Source organism: Blastococcus sp. TF02-09 (assembly GCF_003319105.1).
In the GTDB taxonomy this organism is placed as follows: domain Bacteria; phylum Actinomycetota; class Actinomycetes; order Mycobacteriales; family Geodermatophilaceae; genus Blastococcus.
In genome coordinates, this window is sequence record NZ_QOHH01000003.1 from 378,896 (window position 1) to 393,643 (window position 14,748).

Here is a 14,748-nt window from a genome sequence, read left to right on the forward strand (position 1 = left end):
GGCGGCCCGGCCCGGAACTCAGACGTCGGTGACGCGGATGCCGGCGTGCACCTTGTAGCGGCGGTTGACCGACACCAGGTTGATCGTCAGCGCCTCGACCTGGCGGGCGTTGCGGAGCCGCCCGGCGTAGATGCCGCGCATCCCGGGCAGCCGGCCGGCCAGCGCCTGCACGGTGTCCATCGAGGCGCGGTCGTCGCCCACGACCATGACGTCGCCGTCGATGGTGGGCTGGGAGAGGTCCTCGAGCAGCCGGGCCGAGAGGTGGTGGAAGGCGCCCACCACGTGCGAGTCCGGGAGCAGGGCGGCGGCCTGCTGCGCCACGCTGCCCTCCTCGACGTCGAGCACGTAGGCGCCGAGCTCGTCGAACCCCATGGGGACGACGCAGTCGACGACGATCTTGCCGGCCAGCGGGGCCGCCAGCTCGGCGACGGTCGCGGCGTGCCCGGCGAACGGGACGGCGATGATGACCAGGTCGGCGGCGCCCGCGACGTCGGCGTTGGAGCCGCCCTGCACGGAGACCTCCGTGCCGGCCGACGCCGTCGCCGCGCGGGTGGCGACCTCGGCGGCCACCTCCGCGGCGCGGTCGGCGTCCCGGGAACCGAGCAGGATCCGCTGACCGGCTGCGGCCAGGCGCACGGCGAGCCCGCGGCCCTGTGGCCCGGTCCCCCCGAGGATCCCGACGACCAGTTCCTCCACCGCACGACCCTCGGTCACGTCAGCCCCTTCTCCGGCACCGGACGGCCCGGCGCCTGGACCGATCATCCAGGGGGCGGCCCGGCGGCTGTCAGTCGCCCTCCCAGGCGCGGTCCTCCGCGGTGATCTGCTTCTCCCGCTCGGCCACCGAGCTGAGGGCCCGCTCGGCGTCCTGCGGGGTCTCGTACGGGCCGAGGCGGTGCCGTTCGGCGCAGCCGTCCCGCCCCTCGACGGTGTGGTGCTTCAGGCAGTAGAACCAGGGTCCGGTGGCCATGTGTGCCTCCTCGGTGCGGGCGGAGCCCCACTGTGCCACCGGAGCGCCGGTCACGGGTGGGGGACAGTGACGCAGCGAAAGCCCCGAAACGCGGAGCGGTACGGCATCCTGCACGCGTGATCGGCCGGCGCTCGCACGCACCCGACGTCGCCCGCGGCGATCGAGCCGAGGAGCGACGTCTGCCCACGGGGCTGGACTCCCGCGTCGCGGCGCACTCCCTCGCGGCGCTGCTGCTCATCGGCGCGCTGATGGGATCGCTGAACCTGCTGGTGGACGGCGTGCTGCGGGAGGGCGCCCCCCGGTGGGCCTACGCCGTCACCATGGTGCTGCTGTTCGCGCTCGCGGCGCACCTGGCCATCCGGGGGCGGGTCGGGCAGGCGCACACCTTCGTCCTGGTGCTCCTGGGCGACGTGATCTACCTCGTCGTCGTCCTCTGCATCGAGGACCCGCTGCGCTACGCCACGCCGCTCATGCTGCTGTTCCCCGCGCTCGCCGGCGCCTGGTTCCTGCCCCTGCGGCCGCTGTGCGTGCACATGCTCGCCACGACCGGGATCTGCCTGGCGGCCCTGTGGCCCAGCTACGACAACGCCGTCGGGCTGGTCGTGCAGGCCGGGGTCAGCGCCGGGACGCTGAATGCCGCGGCGATGGGCGTCTACCTGCTGCGGCAGCGGGTGCAGCGCCTGCTGGAGGCGACCGAGACGCTCAGCCACCAGGACTCGCTGACCGGGCTGTACAACCGCCGGTACCTCGTCGAGCAGGCGCCCCGGATGTGGCGCCAGGCCCGGCGCGACGGCGTCCAGCTCAGCGCCATGGTGCTGGACCTGGACCACTTCAAGCGGCTCAACGACGAGTTCGGGCACGCCGTCGGCGACTCCGTGCTGCGCGCCGTCGCCACGTCGCTGACCGGGGCGGTCCGCCCCGCGGACCTGCTGGCCCGCACCGGGGGCGAGGAGCTCGTCGTGCTCGGCTCGGTGGGCGTCGTCGCCGAGGGGCGCCGGCTGGCCGAGCGGCTCCGCGTCGCGGTCGCCCAGGCCCGCAGCGACGACGGCCACGCCGTGACCGCCTCCGTCGGCCTCGCCGTGGCCCGGCCGGTCGAGGGCGAGGACCCGGTCGCGGCACTGTGGCGGCTGATCGACCGGGCCGATGCGGCGATGTACGTGGCCAAGCGCGGCGGCCGGGACCGGGTGGCCCTGGCCGACCGGCCGCGGTCGCGCACCGGGCACGCCGAGTCCTCGACCTGGCAGCGCGGGCACGCACCCGCATCGGCGCCCTCGCCCCGAGCGGTGGGTTCGGCCGAACTCTGATTCTCTGGGGGCGTGCCCCCCGCCGAGCCGGACGCGACGCGCACGGTGCCCCTGCCGCTGCGCGAGCAGGCCGCGGTCCGCGACCGGTGGCTGAGCCAGCGGCTGCTGGACCTGCTGCCGGTGCTCATGGACCGGACCGGCATCGACCTGTGGATCGTCGCCGGCCGCGAGGGCAACGAGGACCCGGTGCTGGGCACGCTGCTGCCGGGTGCCTGGCTGTCCGCGCGGCGGCGCACCGTCCTGCTGCTGCACCGCAGCGACGACGGCGTCACGCCGGTGGCCGTCTCCCGCTACCCGGTGGGCCAGTTCCTGCCGGCGACGGCGGAGGACGGCGCGGGCCCGGCCGGCGACTGGGAGGTCGTGCGCCGCTTCGTCGAGCAGGCCCAGCCGGCGCGCATCGGCATCGACGTCTCGACCGACGTCGCCCTCGCCGACGGGCTCTCGCACACCGAGCACTGCGCACTCGTCGTGGCGCTGGGCCCCTACGCCGACCGCCTGGTGCCGGCCGAGCAGCTGGCGGTCGGCTGGCTGGAGACCCGCCTGCCCGAGGAGATCGCGGCGCTGCACGCGCTCAACCGGCTGACCCACGAGGTGATGGCGGAGGCCTTCACCACCGCGGTCGTCCCGGGCAGCACGACGGCGATCGACCTCGCCTGGTGGCTGCGCCAGCGGCTGCACGACCTGGGGGTCGAACCGTGGTTCCAGCCGTCGGTGGCGCTGCAGCGGGCCGGCGTCCCGCTGGTGGAGCAGAACGGCGCGCTGCTGCCCGCGGTCCCCTACGACGCGGTGATCGAGTCCGGCGACCTGGTGCACTGCGACGTCGGGCTGACCAGCCTCGGCCTGCGCACGGACAGCCAGGGCAACGCCTACGTCCTGCGTCCCGGGGAGACGGCGGCCCCCGAGGGACTCGACCTGCTGGTGGCCGAGGGCCGGCACATGCAGGACCTCACCACGGCGGAGCTGATCCCCGGCCGGACGGGGAACGAGGTGCTGGCGGCGGCGCGGGCGGCCGCCGCCCGGGCGGGTATCGACGCCGACGTCTACTCGCACCCCGTCGGCGTCCACGGGCACGGCGCCGGCCCGGCCATCGGGCGGTGGGACGAGCAGGACGGCGTGCCGGGCGCGGGTGACCACCGCGTGCACGTGGACACCGTCTTCGCCCTCGAGCTCGCCGTCCGCCGGGCGGTGCCGGAGTGGGGCGGGCAGTGCGTGCGGCTGGGCCTCGAGCAGGGCATCGCGCTGACCGCTGCGGGGGTCGAGTACCTCGACGTCCGCCGGGCCGGCCTGGTGCTGGTACCGGCCGGCTGAGCGTCGGCCGGCCGGGCCGCTACTTCTTCTTCTGCTTCTTCTTCTCGCGGGCCTCGGCGGTCTTCCTGTTGCTGGCCTTCTGGATCGCGTCGACCAGTTCCTTCTTCTTCATCTTCGAGCGACCCGAGACACCTAGCTTCTTCGCCAGCGACAGCAGGTGGTCCTTGGTGGCGTTGGCGTCCACCCCGCCCTTGGTCTCCCGGTTCGTGCCGCGTCCACCCTTCGCCTGCTCGTCGGACGGGCCCTTGCGGCCGCCCTCCTTGCGCTCCCAGTGGTCGCCGACCTTCTCGAAGGAGTGCTTCACCGCCGCCCAGGCCACCTGGTGGGCGCGCCGCTCGTCGCCGTACTCGCCGGCGGCCGAGTCGTACGCCTTGGCGAACGTGCGCTGGGCCTTCTTCGGCGACCGCTGCAGCGTGCTGGGCAGCTCCGACTGCTTGGCGTCGCCCTTCGTGGTGGTCTTCGGCATGACCTCTCCTTGTCGGTGTGCTGGTCAGCGCCCTACCCGCGGCGCACCGCGTGATCACCTCGGCGTCCCCCGATCAGGCGGAGAGGAACGGGGCCAGCGCGTCGACGAGCTCCTGCGGGGCCTCCTCGGCCATGTGGTGGCGGCTGTCCACGGGCCCGCCGCCACGCAAGTCGGTCGTCCAGTCCGCCCAGATCCGGCGCGGGTCACCGTGCAGCTGCTCGAGGTCGTCCCGCGCCGACCAGAGCACCAGGGTGGGGCAGCCGACGCGCCGCCCGGCCGCCCGGTCGGCCTCCTCGGCGGTCCGGTCGACGCCGAGGCCGGCCCGGTAGTCCTCGATCATGGCGTGCACGGTCGCCGGGTCCCGGATCGCGGCGAGGTGGTCGGCGTGGTTCTCCTCCCCCATCGCCTCCGCCTTCCCCGGCGCCAGCGAGCCGTACCAGCCCTCGGGGTCGGCGGAGATGGCGCGCTCGGGCTTCTCCGGCTGGGCGAAGAAGAACCAGTGCCACCAGGCGGTGGCGAACCGCGCGTCGGCGCGCTCGAGGTGCTCCACGATCGGGATGCAGTCGAACACGGCCAGGTGGGTGACGGCGTCCGGGTGGTCCAGCGCCGTCCGCAGCGCCACGTAGCTGCCACGGTCGTGCCCGACGACGGCGAACCGGTCGTGCCCCAGCGAGCGCATCAGCGCGACGACGTCCCCGGCCATGGCCCGCTTGGAGTACGGCGCGTGGTCCGGCGTGGTCGCGGGCTTCGACGAGCCTCCGTAACCCCGCAGGTCGGGGCAGACGACGGTGTGCCCGGCCGCGACGAGCAGCGGGGCGACGCGGTGCCAGGTCGTGTGCGTGCGCGGGTGCCCGTGCAGCAGCACGACCGGCGGCCCCGCGCCACCGGTCCGGACCCGCAGGACGACGCCGTGGCCGACGTCGACCCGCGACTCCTGGAACCCCTCGAAGAACCGGCTCAGGGCAGGTCGGCGGTGTCCGAGGACTGCCGGTGCCCGCCCTGGGCGTCGTCGGGGTCGGGGTGGATGGTCCGCTCCTCCGACTCGGCGAGGATGACCTCGGCGGCGACCTCCTCCATGCCGCTGCCCTTCATGCCCTTCTCCTCGGGCAGGAGCTCGGCCCGGCTCGCGACGTTGCGCTCGGTGACGTTCTCCAGGGCCTCGCGGCTCGGCTCCTTGTGCGTGGTCATGTCAGAACCTCTCCTGCTCGGTGCCGATGCCCAGGGCGCGGGCCACGTCCTGGACGTTCTCGAACTGCTGCCCGGCAGGGAGCCGCCGCAGGTCGGCGAGCACCCGGTCGGGCGCGGTGCCCTCCTGCGCCTTCGCGACGAGCTGGTCGCGATCGGCCGGCCACACCTCCTTGCCCAGGGCCTCGGCGAGCGCCGCGCGGCGCTCGATGTCGCCCTCGTCGGTGCCGGGCGGGGTGGCGGGCTGGTGCGGGTCGGTCACGGGTTCTCCTCCTGGGGGTGGTGCGGGGTCACTGACCCGACGACGTCGAGTCGTCGGTGTACCTGAGGACGGCGGCCACGGGCACCTGGTCGGGCATCGCCGCCTGCGGGACGACGACGACCCCCGAGGAGCCGGCGACGGCCGCCTGGACGAACGCCCGGTCCGCGGGTACCGCGGTGCCGTCGGTGCCGAGGGCCTCCATGTCCTGCTGCTTCACGCCCAGCTCGAGCGGCGAGCCGCCGACCAGGAGCGTCTCGTCGTCGGGGTCGTCGGCGAGCACCAGCGTCTCGACCTGCCCCTTGCGCAGGGCCTCGACGACGCGGTCGCGGCCGGTCACCGACAGGCCGTGTGCGGCCGCGGCCTGCACCTTCTCCACGGTCTCGGCGATCTCGCGCGCCTCGTGCTCGGCGACGAGCTCGGCCTCGCGGGTGTCGACGGGCTCACGACTGGCCCCCGCCGCCCGCCCGCCCTCGTCCATCGAGACGATCAGGTGCGACCACGACCCGGCGCGGTCGGTGAGGATCTGCCGGGCGCGCACGTCACCGGCGACGAGGACGAACCGCACCGAGTGGCGGCGGACCATCGCGTCGATCTGCTTCGCGACGCCGTCGACGTTGTGGATCCAGAGGTTCTCGGTGTTGTGCTGGTAGCGGTGGTGGGCCCAGCCGCCGCCCTGGAACTTGCGGATGTGCAGGGTGTCCCCCTCGACCGAGGCCTGCTCGTCGTCCCGCTCGGGCAGGTTGGCGAAGGTGATGTCGGCGCCGACGCGGTCGATGAGCACCACGACGTGCGGCACGCGGCCGGCCAGCTGGCGCAGCACGGGCAGCACGTCGGGCTGCGGCGCCCAGTCGGCGATCTCGCGGGCGGGTGCGTCCACCAGCGGCTGGTCGAGCACCACCGAGCCCGTGGAGTCGACGATCAGCGCCCGGCCACGCAGGGTGCCGACCTCGCCGCCCTCGTTGCCCTCGAGCAGCCGGCCGCGCACGGCGTCGACGACCGGCTCCGGGGCGCCTTTCCCGCTCAGCTCCTCGGCGATCGCGCGGACCCGGAGGTCCAGCTCGGTGTCGGCGTTCTCGGTGGTGTGGGTGACATCGGCGCAGACCGTGGCGAGGGGGCCGGCGGCCGCGAACACCGGCTCCAGGAAGGACACGTTCATGGCGGGGCGACAACTCCTCGATCGGCGGAGGACGCGGCGGCCGGGTCTGAGCAGCGACGACGTCGTGGTCGCCGCCTACCCACCGGCCGCTGCCTCACACCCGGTGTCGGATCCGCCGGGCGGGGGTAGGCGCCGGGCAGAAACGACCACCCGCCGAGAGGACGTGACGTGCCCGAGCGCGATCTGCCGCTGAAGGACTACGACCACCTGCCCGTGGGCTCGTTGACCTCCCGCATCCGCACGCTGGACGCCGAGGACCTGACGACGCTCCTGGACTACGAGCGGGCGCACGGCAACCGCTTCCAGGTCGTCACCGTGATGGAGAGCCGGCTGGCCGGCCTCCGGAGCGGGGCCCAGCCGTCGGGCGGGGACCCGGCGGCCACGGGCGCGGACGCTCCACCGGCTCCCGCGGGCGGTTCCAAGGCGTCCGAGGCGACCTCCGGTCCCCCGGTGAACCCGCCGTCGCAGGGCGACCCGACCAACCCGTCCCAGCCGCGCTAGCCCTGCTGACCTGCCCCCTGGCGACCGTGGACGACGCCGCGCGCGCCTACGTCGACGCCCTCGACCCCGACGGCCGGGCGCTGTTCGACCGGCTGCACGCCGTGATCCTGGCCGAGCACCCCGGGGCGACGGTCCGCTCCGCGTACAAGATGCCCACCTACGACGTCGGCGGACGGAGCCTGCACGTCGGGGTGTGGAAGCACGGGCTCTCGCTGTACGGCTGGAGTGCGGAACGCAGCGGCGGGTTCTGCGACCGCTACCCGCAGCTGTGCGGGGCCAGGGGAACGCTGAAGATCCCGCACGCCGACGCCGCGCGGATCCCCGACGAGCACCTGCGCGACCTGGTCCGCGCCGTCCTCGGCTGAGGCCGCTCGGCGGGCGGGAAGGTCTGGTCCACCCGCGGGACGGCGTGCAGGCTGACGAGGTGAGCGAGCCGCGCCTGCACGCCTACCTCAGCTACCAGGACGCCCCGGCCGCGCTGGACTGGCTCGGCGCCCTCGGGTTCACCGTGTCCGCCCGCCAGGACGGGCCGGACGGATCGGTGGTCCACAGCGAGGTCCGGCTGGGCGATGTCGTGCTCATGGTGGCCAGCGCGGACGCCGACTACGACGTCCCGGGCCTGCACGGTCGGTCCACCGGCAACGGTCTGTACCTGCGCGTGGACGACGTCGACGACATGTTCGACCGGGCGGTCTCCGCCGGCGCGCAGGTGGTCATCGACCCCGAGTCGACGGAGTGGGGCACCCGCCGGGCGCGGGTCCTCGACCCCGAGGGGCACGAGTGGAGCTTCGGCAGCTATGCCCCCGGGCAGGCCTGGCAGTGAGGCACCGCGCGTCCACCTGGCGGACCGCGCGGCCTGGCGGACCTGGCTGGCGGCGCACGGAGCGACCAGCCGAGGGATCTGGCTGTGCGGCGTCAGGAGGCCGGACACCCGCGCCACCCGGACAGCGACGACGGCCTCCGAGGCCGCCGCGGGCCGGCGTGCCAACCAGTGACGACAGCCCCAGAGCGCCCGCCCGCGGGAGCAGTGACGACGGCCCGGGTCACGGTCGATCGAGGACGCGCCGTGCGTCGGCGAGCACCGCCTCGCTGAGCACGGGGGCCCAGCTGCTGGTCAGCCGTCGGAAGTAGTCGCCGTGCCGGTCGAGGAACTCGGCGGACTGCTCGGCGATGTCGAGCTCGTTGACGATGCTCAGGTCGGTGAAGGCCCGGAGCTGGTCCTGGTCGAGGACCTCGCTGTCGCTGGTGAACCGGTTCCAGACCCGCCCGGTGTCGGCGAGGGCGTCCCAGGTACGGTCCCGGTCGCAGGCGCCGTAGCGGTAGACGAGCTGCTCGGCGTCGTCGCCGATGATCCCGGCGAGCAGCGGCCGTTCCTCGAGACCCAGCAAGGTGACGTCGAAGCCGTCGGTGCCGTAGACGGCGTGCGCACGGGCGGCGAGCTGGACGGCCTCAGGCGCCCCCAGCTGCGCGAGACGCTGCTGCACCCGGGACAGGTGGTCGGACAGCGTGCCGCCGGGATGCTGGATGTCTCCGGCTCCCCGCTCGAGCAGCAGCCGTGCGATCGCCGTGTCCGTCGCCATGGCAGGGAACGCTAGGACACGCTGGTCCGGGGCTGCGCGGCGCACGTGCCGACGACCTGCGCTACGCGGGCTGCTTCTCCGCGACGACGTCGAGCTGCTCGATCGTGGGCTCCGAGAACAGCACCCCCGTGTTCTCCCCGAGCGCCTTGGCGACCTCACCCGAGAGGTGCGCCTGGCGCCCGTCGTCGTCGGGGAAGGCGTCGAAGATCCCGAAGGACGAGGGTCCGAACTGGACGCCGAACCACCGGACGGTCTTGGGCTCCCCTTCGACGATCGACAGGCCCTGGTCCAGGAAGGCGCGGACGTCGTCCTCCTTGCCGGGCAGTGCCTCGAGGCGTACCAGAAGGGCTTTGCTCACCTGCGTTGCCATCGGAGCTCCCTCTCATCGGGTGGGCCGGTCCCGACGACACTGCCGCGCTGATCGCCACGGTGTCCATCCGGAGAACTGCCGATGTCGGCGGGGATCAGAGCATCTCGAGCGGCACCTTGCGGGACGGCGGTGGGAACGTCCGGTCGAGCTCGTCGAGCTCCTCCGGGCTGAAGGCGATCTCCATCGCGGCGCGGTTCTCCGCCACCCGCTCCGGGGTGGGGGCCTTCACGACGGCGAAGATCTCGGGGACCCGCAGCACCCAGGCGAGGGCCAGCTGGGCCGGCGTCACCCCCTTCGCGCCGGCCATGTCGCGGACCGCGGGGTGCCTGAGCAACCGGCCGTGGTCGACCGGCGAGTACGCCATGAGCGGCATGCCGGCCTCGCGGCACCGCGGGAGGAGGTCGAACTCGGGTCCGCGGCGGGCGAGGTTGTAGAGCACCTGGTCGGTCTGCACGCGCGTTCCGGCGGGCACCGAGGCCAGCTCGTCGACGTCCGGGGCGTCGAGGTTGCTCACCCCCCAGCCGCCGATCAGGCCCGCCTGCACCAGCTCCTCGAACCCCGCCACCGTCTCGGCCAGCGGCACGCGTCCGCGCCAGTGCAGCAGGTACAGGTCGAGGTGGTCGGTGCCCAGCCGCTGGAGGCTGGCCCGGCAGGCCTCCACCGTCCCGCGGCGGGTGGCGTGGCTGGGCAGCACCTTGCTGACGAGGTAGACCCCGTCCCGCCGACCGGCAATGGCCTCGCCGACGAGCTCCTCGGCGGCGCCGTTGCCGTACATCTCGGCGGTGTCGATCAGCGTCAGGCCGCTGTCGATGCCCGTGCGCAGGGCGGCCAGCTCGGTGGCGCGCCGGGCGGGCTGCTCACCCAGGTACCAGGTGCCCAGGCCCAGTGCCGGGACGGTGGCCCCGCCGGGGAGGGACACGGTGCGGATCGTGGGTGCGGTCATGGCGGAGGTCCTCGGGGTGCGGGTCGTGGAACGCACGAGGGTCTCACCGGCCCCTCGACGGTTCTCCTGACGATGGGCCGCGCGATGATGCGGCAGCCGGGCGGACCGCCGGGGCTGGGCGGACACGGCTGTTGTTCCCCGGCTCTCAGGGCGTAATCGGGTTTGCTCGGTCCAGGCCGGTGGCGGTGTCCGGACCCCTCGACGCTGCGTGTCGTACGGCGGCGGCGATGTCCCGCACCGCTGGACGGAGCGAGCCGGTAGCGCCCGAGACCACTGACGGCTGTCCTCACGGGACCTGACCTCGTGGCTGCTCGTCGTGCTCGACGGCTCCCTCTCCCGGCTCGCCGCCGATCCGGAGTTCACGGCCGAGCACCAGCGCGCCACCCTGCGCGACGTGGTCCGCCGCGTGCTCGCCCCTGCCCCACCCGCTCAGGACGGCTCGTCCCGCTAGGGCTCGCAACATCGCGGCCTCCGGTCAGGTCGGTGGCGAGCAGCACGACCAGGACCGCGCCTGCCAGGACAGCTGCGGCGAGGAACCCGGTGGTGACGGCGACGGCGTCCGCCACCGGGCCGAGCAGCAGCGGGGACAGGAACTGCCCCAGGAAGATCGCCGTCCCGGACAGCGCCATGACGCGGCCGCGCAGCCGCTGCGGCGAGGCATCCTCGAGCACGATCGTCAGCGACGGGAGGGCCAGGGCCATCCCGACGCCGAAGGCGGCCTGCGCGAGCACGACGATGCCGAGGACGTCGGTGGTGGCGAGGGCGACGAAGGCGGCCGTCCAGGTCAGGTAGGTGCCGCGCAGCAGGCCGGCGTGCCCGACGCGGGCGACGGCGGCGGCGTAGCCGAGCCCGGCCACGCTCATCGCGACGGACATGGACGTGCTCAGCGCGGCGACGGCGAACGGCGCGCGGACACCGAGCTCGGCCTGCCGCAGCGGGACCAGGACGAGCAGCCCGTACAGCAGGACGGTCCCGGTCGCGAGCAGACCGCAGAGGCCCACGATCCGCGGACGGCGGCGCAGCAGTTGCCCGACGCGCTCAGCGTCGTGTCCGTCGTCCGCCGCGGCCCCGGCGCCTCCGCTCTGCGCCGTCTCATCGGTCCGCGGCGGCAGAGCCAGCCACGTCGCCACGCCCAGGGGGATGCCCACCAGGTACAGCGCGAACGGGGCCTGCCACGAGAGACCGCCGAGGGCGCCGCCGAGCAGCGGCCAGGCGACCCCGCCCAGACTGGTCGCCGTCGTGCGCCACCCCATGACCTGGTCCCGGCGCGCGCCCCGGTGCAGCTCCAGGAGGACCACGGTGGTGCCGGTGAAGACGGCGGCGGCGCCGATGCCGAAGACGATCCGGGTGGCGATCAGCGCGGCGTAGGAGTCGACCACCAGCCCGGCGCCACCGGCGCCTCCGTACACCAGCAGTCCGGCCGCCAGCGGGGCGCGCGACCCGTACCGGTCGATAGCCCAGCCCACGAGCGGACTGGCCAGCGCCAGGCTCAGGGCGTGGCTGGTCAGCACCAGGCCGGCCGCGGTGCTGCTCAGCGAGAGCTCTGCACGGATCAAGAGCAGCACCGGGGACAGCACCGCGCCGGCCATCACCGTCAGCGTCGAGCCGAGCAGCAGCACCACCAGTGCGCCGGAGCCGCCCCGCCCCTCCGGCTCCTCGGCACCCGCGAGCGGTGCGGTCGAGGGCGCGTCCACGTGCCGGGGCTCAGGCCGGGTAGGCACGGTTCGCCCGCCCGGCGCGCAGTGCGACGGCCCACCAGGTGAGCTGGTCCAGCAGCCGGGCCGCGGCGACCGTGACCGCGTCCGGGTCCTTCACCGCCCCGTCGCCGTCGAAGCACTCCCAGGCCAGCGGAAAGCTCACCGTCTCGCGGACCGTGACGGCGTGGAGCTCGGCGAACACCAACCGCAGGGCCTCGACCGCCCGCAACCCACCGGAGATGCCGCCGTAGGAGACGAAGCCGATGGGCTTGGCGAACCACTCGGCCCGCAGGCTGTCGACCGCCGCCTTCAGCGGTCCCGGGAAGGAGTGGTTGTACTCCGGCGTTACCACCACGACGGCGTCCGCTCCGGCGATCGCGGTGGCGAAGTCCTCACCGGGCACGTCGAGCGCCGCCAGGTCGACCACGTCCACCGCCAGGTCCGCCCGGCATGCGGCCTCGCCGGTGAACCAGGAGGCCACGGTGGGCCCGAAGCGTCCGGGTCGTGTGCTGGCCACCAGGACGGCGAGTCGGAGGGGGGCGTGGTCCATGCGGGAGATCTCCTCAACGGCGTGTACGTGCCGGGAGGGGGTCCGACCCGGCGCGCCGCACGCTAGGACCTCAACAATTGTTAAGGTCAACTCGTGGACCCGACGCAGGAAGCCGACGGCTCACCGCCCGGGGGGCGCGATCGGCGGCCGATCGCGCGCGAGCTGACCGTCGGGCAGCTCGCCGCCCGCGGCGGCGTGACGGTCTCGGCACTGCACTTCTTCGAACGGGTCGGCCTGCTCACCAGCACACGCACGGCCGGCAACCAGCGCCGCTACCGCCGGGACACACTGCGCCGGATCGCGCTCATCCGCGTCGCCCAGCGGACCGGCATCCCGCTGAAGGAGGTCGCCGAGGTCCTGGCTGTGCTGCCGCAGCAACGGACCCCGACCCGCGAGGACTGGGCGCAGCTGTCCCAGAGCTGGCAGGCGCGCCTCGACCAGCGCATCCGTCGTCTCCAGCAACTCCGCAACGAGTTCACCGACTGCATCGGCTGCGGCTGCCTGTCCATCGACCGCTGCCTCCTGGTCAACCCCGACGACCAGCTCGGCGCGAACGGACCAGGACCACGAGTGCTCGACCTGGAACCCGCCGAGCCCCCCAGGGATCAGCTGCCCTGATCCTCGGGATCCCGCGGCGAGCCGTCCGGTGTGCAGCCGGGTGGCGGCTCGGTGATCAGGGAGAGCCGGCGACCCCGGCCATGGACACGTCGGCGATGAGGTCCTCCAGGTCCGGGAGCGGGGCAGGCCGGCCGAAGAGATACCCCTGGGCGAGGCGGCAGCCGAGGCGCTCCAGGATCTGCACGTGCGCCGGCCGCTCGACGCCCTCGGCGATCACTCGCAGGCCGAGGGTCTCGGCGAGCTGCAGGATGGCGCCGGCGAGCACGACCGCGTCGGCGTCGGTGTCGAGCGGGTCGACGAAGCTCCGGTCGATCTTGAGGGTGCGCAGCGGGAAGCGCTGCAGGTAGGCCAACGACGAGTAGCCGGTGCCGAAGTCGTCGATGGCCAGGTGGACGCCCTGCGCGGCCAGTGCCTGCATGCGGTGCGCGGCGGTTCCCGGGTCGCTCATCACGACCGTCTCGGTGATCTCCAGGGTCAGCTGAGCCGGCGACAACCCACTGCCGGCCAGCGCCGCACGCAGATCCTCGGCGAGGTCGGGGTGACCCAGCTGCCGGGCGGAGAGGTTCACGCTCAGCGTCAGCGGGTCCACGGTGGGGTGGGCGCGCCGCCAGGCAGCGACCTCGGTGCAGGCGCGCTCCAGGATCTGTCGACCGATGGGCAGGATCAGATCGGTCGACTCGGCCAGAGGGATGAAGACGTCGGGCGGGACGAGCCCGCGCGTCGGGTGCTGCCAGCGGGCGAGCGCCTCGAGTCCGGTGAGCCGGCCGGTACCGAGTTCCACCACCGGCTGGTACCACGGCCGGATCTCCCCGCGGTCCACTGCCAGCCGCAGCTCCGCCTCGAGCTCCAACCGCTCCAGCGCCTGCTGGTGCATGGCGGGCTCGAAAACCTCGGCCCGGCCGCCGCCGGCCCGCTTGCCCGCGTACATCGCCAGGTCGGCGTCGCGCAGCAGCGTGCCGGCGTCCCGGTCACCCACGCCGACCACGCCGATGCTGGCGTCCAGCACGAGGCTCCGGCCGGAGACCTGCACCGGACGGCGGATGGCCTCCCGGAGCCGGTGAGCGGCATCCAGCGCACCCGAGGACCCGGCCGGGTCGGCGACGAGCACGGCGAACTCGTCCCCACCGAGCCGGGCGCACATGTCGGTGTCCCGGACCACCTGCCGGAGCCGGCCGGCCATCTCGATCAGCACCTCGTCGCCGACGAGGTGGCCGAAGGAGTCGTTGACGGACTTGAAGTCGTCGAGATCGACCAGGAGCAGCGCCCAGTGGCCGCTGTCGGCGCCGAGCTGCCCGATCCGCCGCAGCAGCAGCCGGCGGTTCGGCAACCCGGTCAGCGGATCGTGGTCCGCGCTGTGGGCCAACTGCGACTGGGTGCGCTCGAGCCGATCCGCCATCGCGTCGAACGCCACGGCCACCTGTCCGAGCTCGTCGGGCCGGACCGCACCCACGCGGGAGGAGAGCTCTCCGCGCCCCAGCTTCTCCGCCGCCGCCCGGAGGGCCATCAGCGGACGCAGCACCGAGCGGGCCAGCCGTGATCCGACGACGGTGGCCACCAGGAGCCCGCCGACGCAGACGCCGGCGAAGGCCATCAGCGCCTCCTCGCGAGCCGCGGTGATCGCCGCCAGGTGCGCATCCCACTCGCTGCGGGGCCCGGTGACCAGCCGGTGCGCCGACTCGTTGATCTGACTGAGGGAGAAGTACGCCAAGGCGGCGAGATTCAGCAGCGGCAGCAGCATGATGGCGACGCCCAGCCGGAAGCGGGTCGTCAGCGACATCCGGCGGAGCCACCGAGTCCGGGCCACCGTCGTCTCGTTCGTCACGCGGGAGGCATCGACAGGA

The 14,748-nt window shown here is 73.9% G+C and carries 19 protein-coding genes; 6 read left to right on the plus strand and 13 right to left on the minus strand.

The annotated features are described in order from the left end of the window. Positions 1-18: 18 nt before the first annotated feature. Together npdG and DQ239_RS06815 are read right to left on the minus strand one after the other, a co-directional pair. Positions 19-714, minus strand: coding sequence for an NADPH-dependent F420 reductase (gene npdG, locus DQ239_RS06810; protein ID WP_113833637.1), 696 nt, complete (start codon positions 712-714; stop codon positions 19-21). 70 nt (positions 715-784) lie between these two features. Then, the gene (locus tag DQ239_RS06815; RefSeq protein WP_113833638.1) at positions 785-967 is read right to left on the minus strand and encodes a hypothetical protein; all 183 of its coding nucleotides are present in this window, start codon (positions 965-967) and stop codon (positions 785-787) included. 116 nt (positions 968-1,083) lie between these two features. On the opposite strand from DQ239_RS06815, the gene DQ239_RS06820 reads away from it, so the two are divergent. Then, positions 1,084-2,271 (plus strand): GGDEF domain-containing protein, encoded by a 1,188-nt coding sequence (locus DQ239_RS06820; protein ID WP_233488842.1) that lies wholly within the window; start codon positions 1,084-1,086, stop codon positions 2,269-2,271. 12 nt (positions 2,272-2,283) lie between these two features. Next, positions 2,284-3,579, plus strand: a complete 1,296-nt coding sequence (locus DQ239_RS06825; protein ID WP_113833639.1) for a M24 family metallopeptidase — start codon at positions 2,284-2,286, stop codon at positions 3,577-3,579. 19 nt (positions 3,580-3,598) lie between these two features. Here DQ239_RS06825 and DQ239_RS06830 read toward each other — a convergent pair whose 3' ends face one another. The 5 genes from DQ239_RS06830 to DQ239_RS06850 form a co-directional block, all read right to left on the minus strand. Beyond that, the gene (locus tag DQ239_RS06830; protein WP_113833640.1) at positions 3,599-4,045 is read right to left on the minus strand and encodes a ChaB family protein; all 447 of its coding nucleotides are present in this window, start codon (positions 4,043-4,045) and stop codon (positions 3,599-3,601) included. A gap of 73 nt (positions 4,046-4,118) precedes the next feature. Next, positions 4,119-4,910, minus strand: coding sequence for an alpha/beta hydrolase (locus DQ239_RS06835; RefSeq protein ID WP_233488844.1), 792 nt, complete (start codon positions 4,908-4,910; stop codon positions 4,119-4,121). A 92-nt stretch (positions 4,911-5,002) separates the two neighbouring features. After that, positions 5,003-5,233: a hypothetical protein gene (locus DQ239_RS06840; protein WP_113833642.1), complete on the minus strand. Its 231-nt coding sequence runs from the start codon at positions 5,231-5,233 to the stop codon at positions 5,003-5,005. Between the two features lies 1 nt (position 5,234). Next, entirely contained in the window at positions 5,235-5,492 is a 258-nt protein-coding gene (locus DQ239_RS06845) for a DUF2795 domain-containing protein (protein ID WP_113833643.1), read from the minus strand. A 28-nt stretch (positions 5,493-5,520) separates the two neighbouring features. After that, positions 5,521-6,648 (minus strand): Vms1/Ankzf1 family peptidyl-tRNA hydrolase, encoded by a 1,128-nt coding sequence (locus DQ239_RS06850; RefSeq protein WP_113833644.1) that lies wholly within the window; start codon positions 6,646-6,648, stop codon positions 5,521-5,523. Positions 6,649-6,816: 168 nt separating this feature from the next. On the opposite strand from DQ239_RS06850, the gene DQ239_RS06855 reads away from it, so the two are divergent. Genes DQ239_RS06855 through DQ239_RS06865 form a run of 3 tightly spaced genes read left to right on the plus strand, consistent with a single transcriptional unit; the run spans position 6,817 to position 7,972 of the window. Beyond that, complete coding sequence (locus tag DQ239_RS06855) at positions 6,817-7,149, plus strand: hypothetical protein (protein ID WP_113833645.1); 333 nt, start codon at positions 6,817-6,819, stop codon at positions 7,147-7,149. Positions 7,150-7,175: 26 nt separating this feature from the next. Further along, positions 7,176-7,514 (plus strand): DUF1801 domain-containing protein, encoded by a 339-nt coding sequence (locus DQ239_RS06860; RefSeq protein ID WP_158544794.1) that lies wholly within the window; start codon positions 7,176-7,178, stop codon positions 7,512-7,514. A 59-nt stretch (positions 7,515-7,573) separates the two neighbouring features. After that, the gene (locus DQ239_RS06865; RefSeq protein WP_199582724.1) at positions 7,574-7,972 is read left to right on the plus strand and encodes a VOC family protein; all 399 of its coding nucleotides are present in this window, start codon (positions 7,574-7,576) and stop codon (positions 7,970-7,972) included. 220 nt (positions 7,973-8,192) lie between these two features. Here DQ239_RS06865 and DQ239_RS06870 read toward each other — a convergent pair whose 3' ends face one another. The 5 genes from DQ239_RS06870 to DQ239_RS06890 all read right to left on the minus strand — a co-directional run bounded on the left by DQ239_RS06870 (position 8,193) and on the right by DQ239_RS06890 (position 12,289). Further along, positions 8,193-8,729, minus strand: coding sequence for a DUF6817 domain-containing protein (locus tag DQ239_RS06870; RefSeq protein WP_113833647.1), 537 nt, complete (start codon positions 8,727-8,729; stop codon positions 8,193-8,195). Positions 8,730-8,790: 61 nt separating this feature from the next. Further along, positions 8,791-9,099, minus strand: coding sequence for an antibiotic biosynthesis monooxygenase (locus DQ239_RS06875; RefSeq protein WP_113833648.1), 309 nt, complete (start codon positions 9,097-9,099; stop codon positions 8,791-8,793). 94 nt (positions 9,100-9,193) lie between these two features. Continuing rightward, on the minus strand, positions 9,194-10,042 hold the full coding sequence (locus tag DQ239_RS06880) for an aldo/keto reductase (protein ID WP_199582725.1): 849 nt from the start codon (positions 10,040-10,042) through the stop codon (positions 9,194-9,196). Positions 10,043-10,401: 359 nt separating this feature from the next. Further along, positions 10,402-11,736 (minus strand): MFS transporter, encoded by a 1,335-nt coding sequence (locus tag DQ239_RS06885; RefSeq protein WP_199582727.1) that lies wholly within the window; start codon positions 11,734-11,736, stop codon positions 10,402-10,404. Between the two features lie 10 nt (positions 11,737-11,746). Next, positions 11,747-12,289: an NAD(P)H-dependent oxidoreductase gene (locus tag DQ239_RS06890; protein WP_113833649.1), complete on the minus strand. Its 543-nt coding sequence runs from the start codon at positions 12,287-12,289 to the stop codon at positions 11,747-11,749. Between the two features lie 93 nt (positions 12,290-12,382). Here DQ239_RS06890 and soxR point away from each other — a divergent pair, with 93 nt between their 5' ends. Beyond that, positions 12,383-12,907, plus strand: coding sequence for a redox-sensitive transcriptional activator SoxR (gene soxR, locus DQ239_RS06895; RefSeq protein ID WP_113833650.1), 525 nt, complete (start codon positions 12,383-12,385; stop codon positions 12,905-12,907). Positions 12,908-12,962: 55 nt separating this feature from the next. Here the strand turns inward: soxR and DQ239_RS06900 are convergent, their stop codons facing one another. Next, complete coding sequence (locus tag DQ239_RS06900; RefSeq protein ID WP_147252019.1) at positions 12,963-14,711, minus strand: bifunctional diguanylate cyclase/phosphodiesterase; 1,749 nt, start codon at positions 14,709-14,711, stop codon at positions 12,963-12,965. Positions 14,712-14,748: the final 37 nt, after the last annotated feature.

Coding starts and splice junctions, on each gene's coding strand:
- DQ239_RS06815 (WP_113833638.1), bottom strand. CDS start 967: ATGGCCACCGGACCCTGGTTCTACTGCCTGAAGCACCACACCGTCGAG.
- DQ239_RS06830 (WP_113833640.1), bottom strand. CDS start 4,045: ATGCCGAAGACCACCACGAAGGGCGACGCCAAGCAGTCGGAGCTGCCC.
- DQ239_RS06840 (WP_113833642.1), bottom strand. CDS start 5,233: ATGACCACGCACAAGGAGCCGAGCCGCGAGGCCCTGGAGAACGTCACC.
- DQ239_RS06850 (WP_113833644.1), bottom strand. CDS start 6,648: ATGAACGTGTCCTTCCTGGAGCCGGTGTTCGCGGCCGCCGGCCCCCTC.
- DQ239_RS06870 (WP_113833647.1), bottom strand. CDS start 8,729: ATGGCGACGGACACGGCGATCGCACGGCTGCTGCTCGAGCGGGGAGCC.
- DQ239_RS06875 (WP_113833648.1), bottom strand. CDS start 9,099: ATGGCAACGCAGGTGAGCAAAGCCCTTCTGGTACGCCTCGAGGCACTG.
- DQ239_RS06880 (WP_199582725.1), bottom strand. CDS start 10,042: ATGACCGCACCCACGATCCGCACCGTGTCCCTCCCCGGCGGGGCCACC.
- DQ239_RS06890 (WP_113833649.1), bottom strand. CDS start 12,289: ATGGACCACGCCCCCCTCCGACTCGCCGTCCTGGTGGCCAGCACACGA.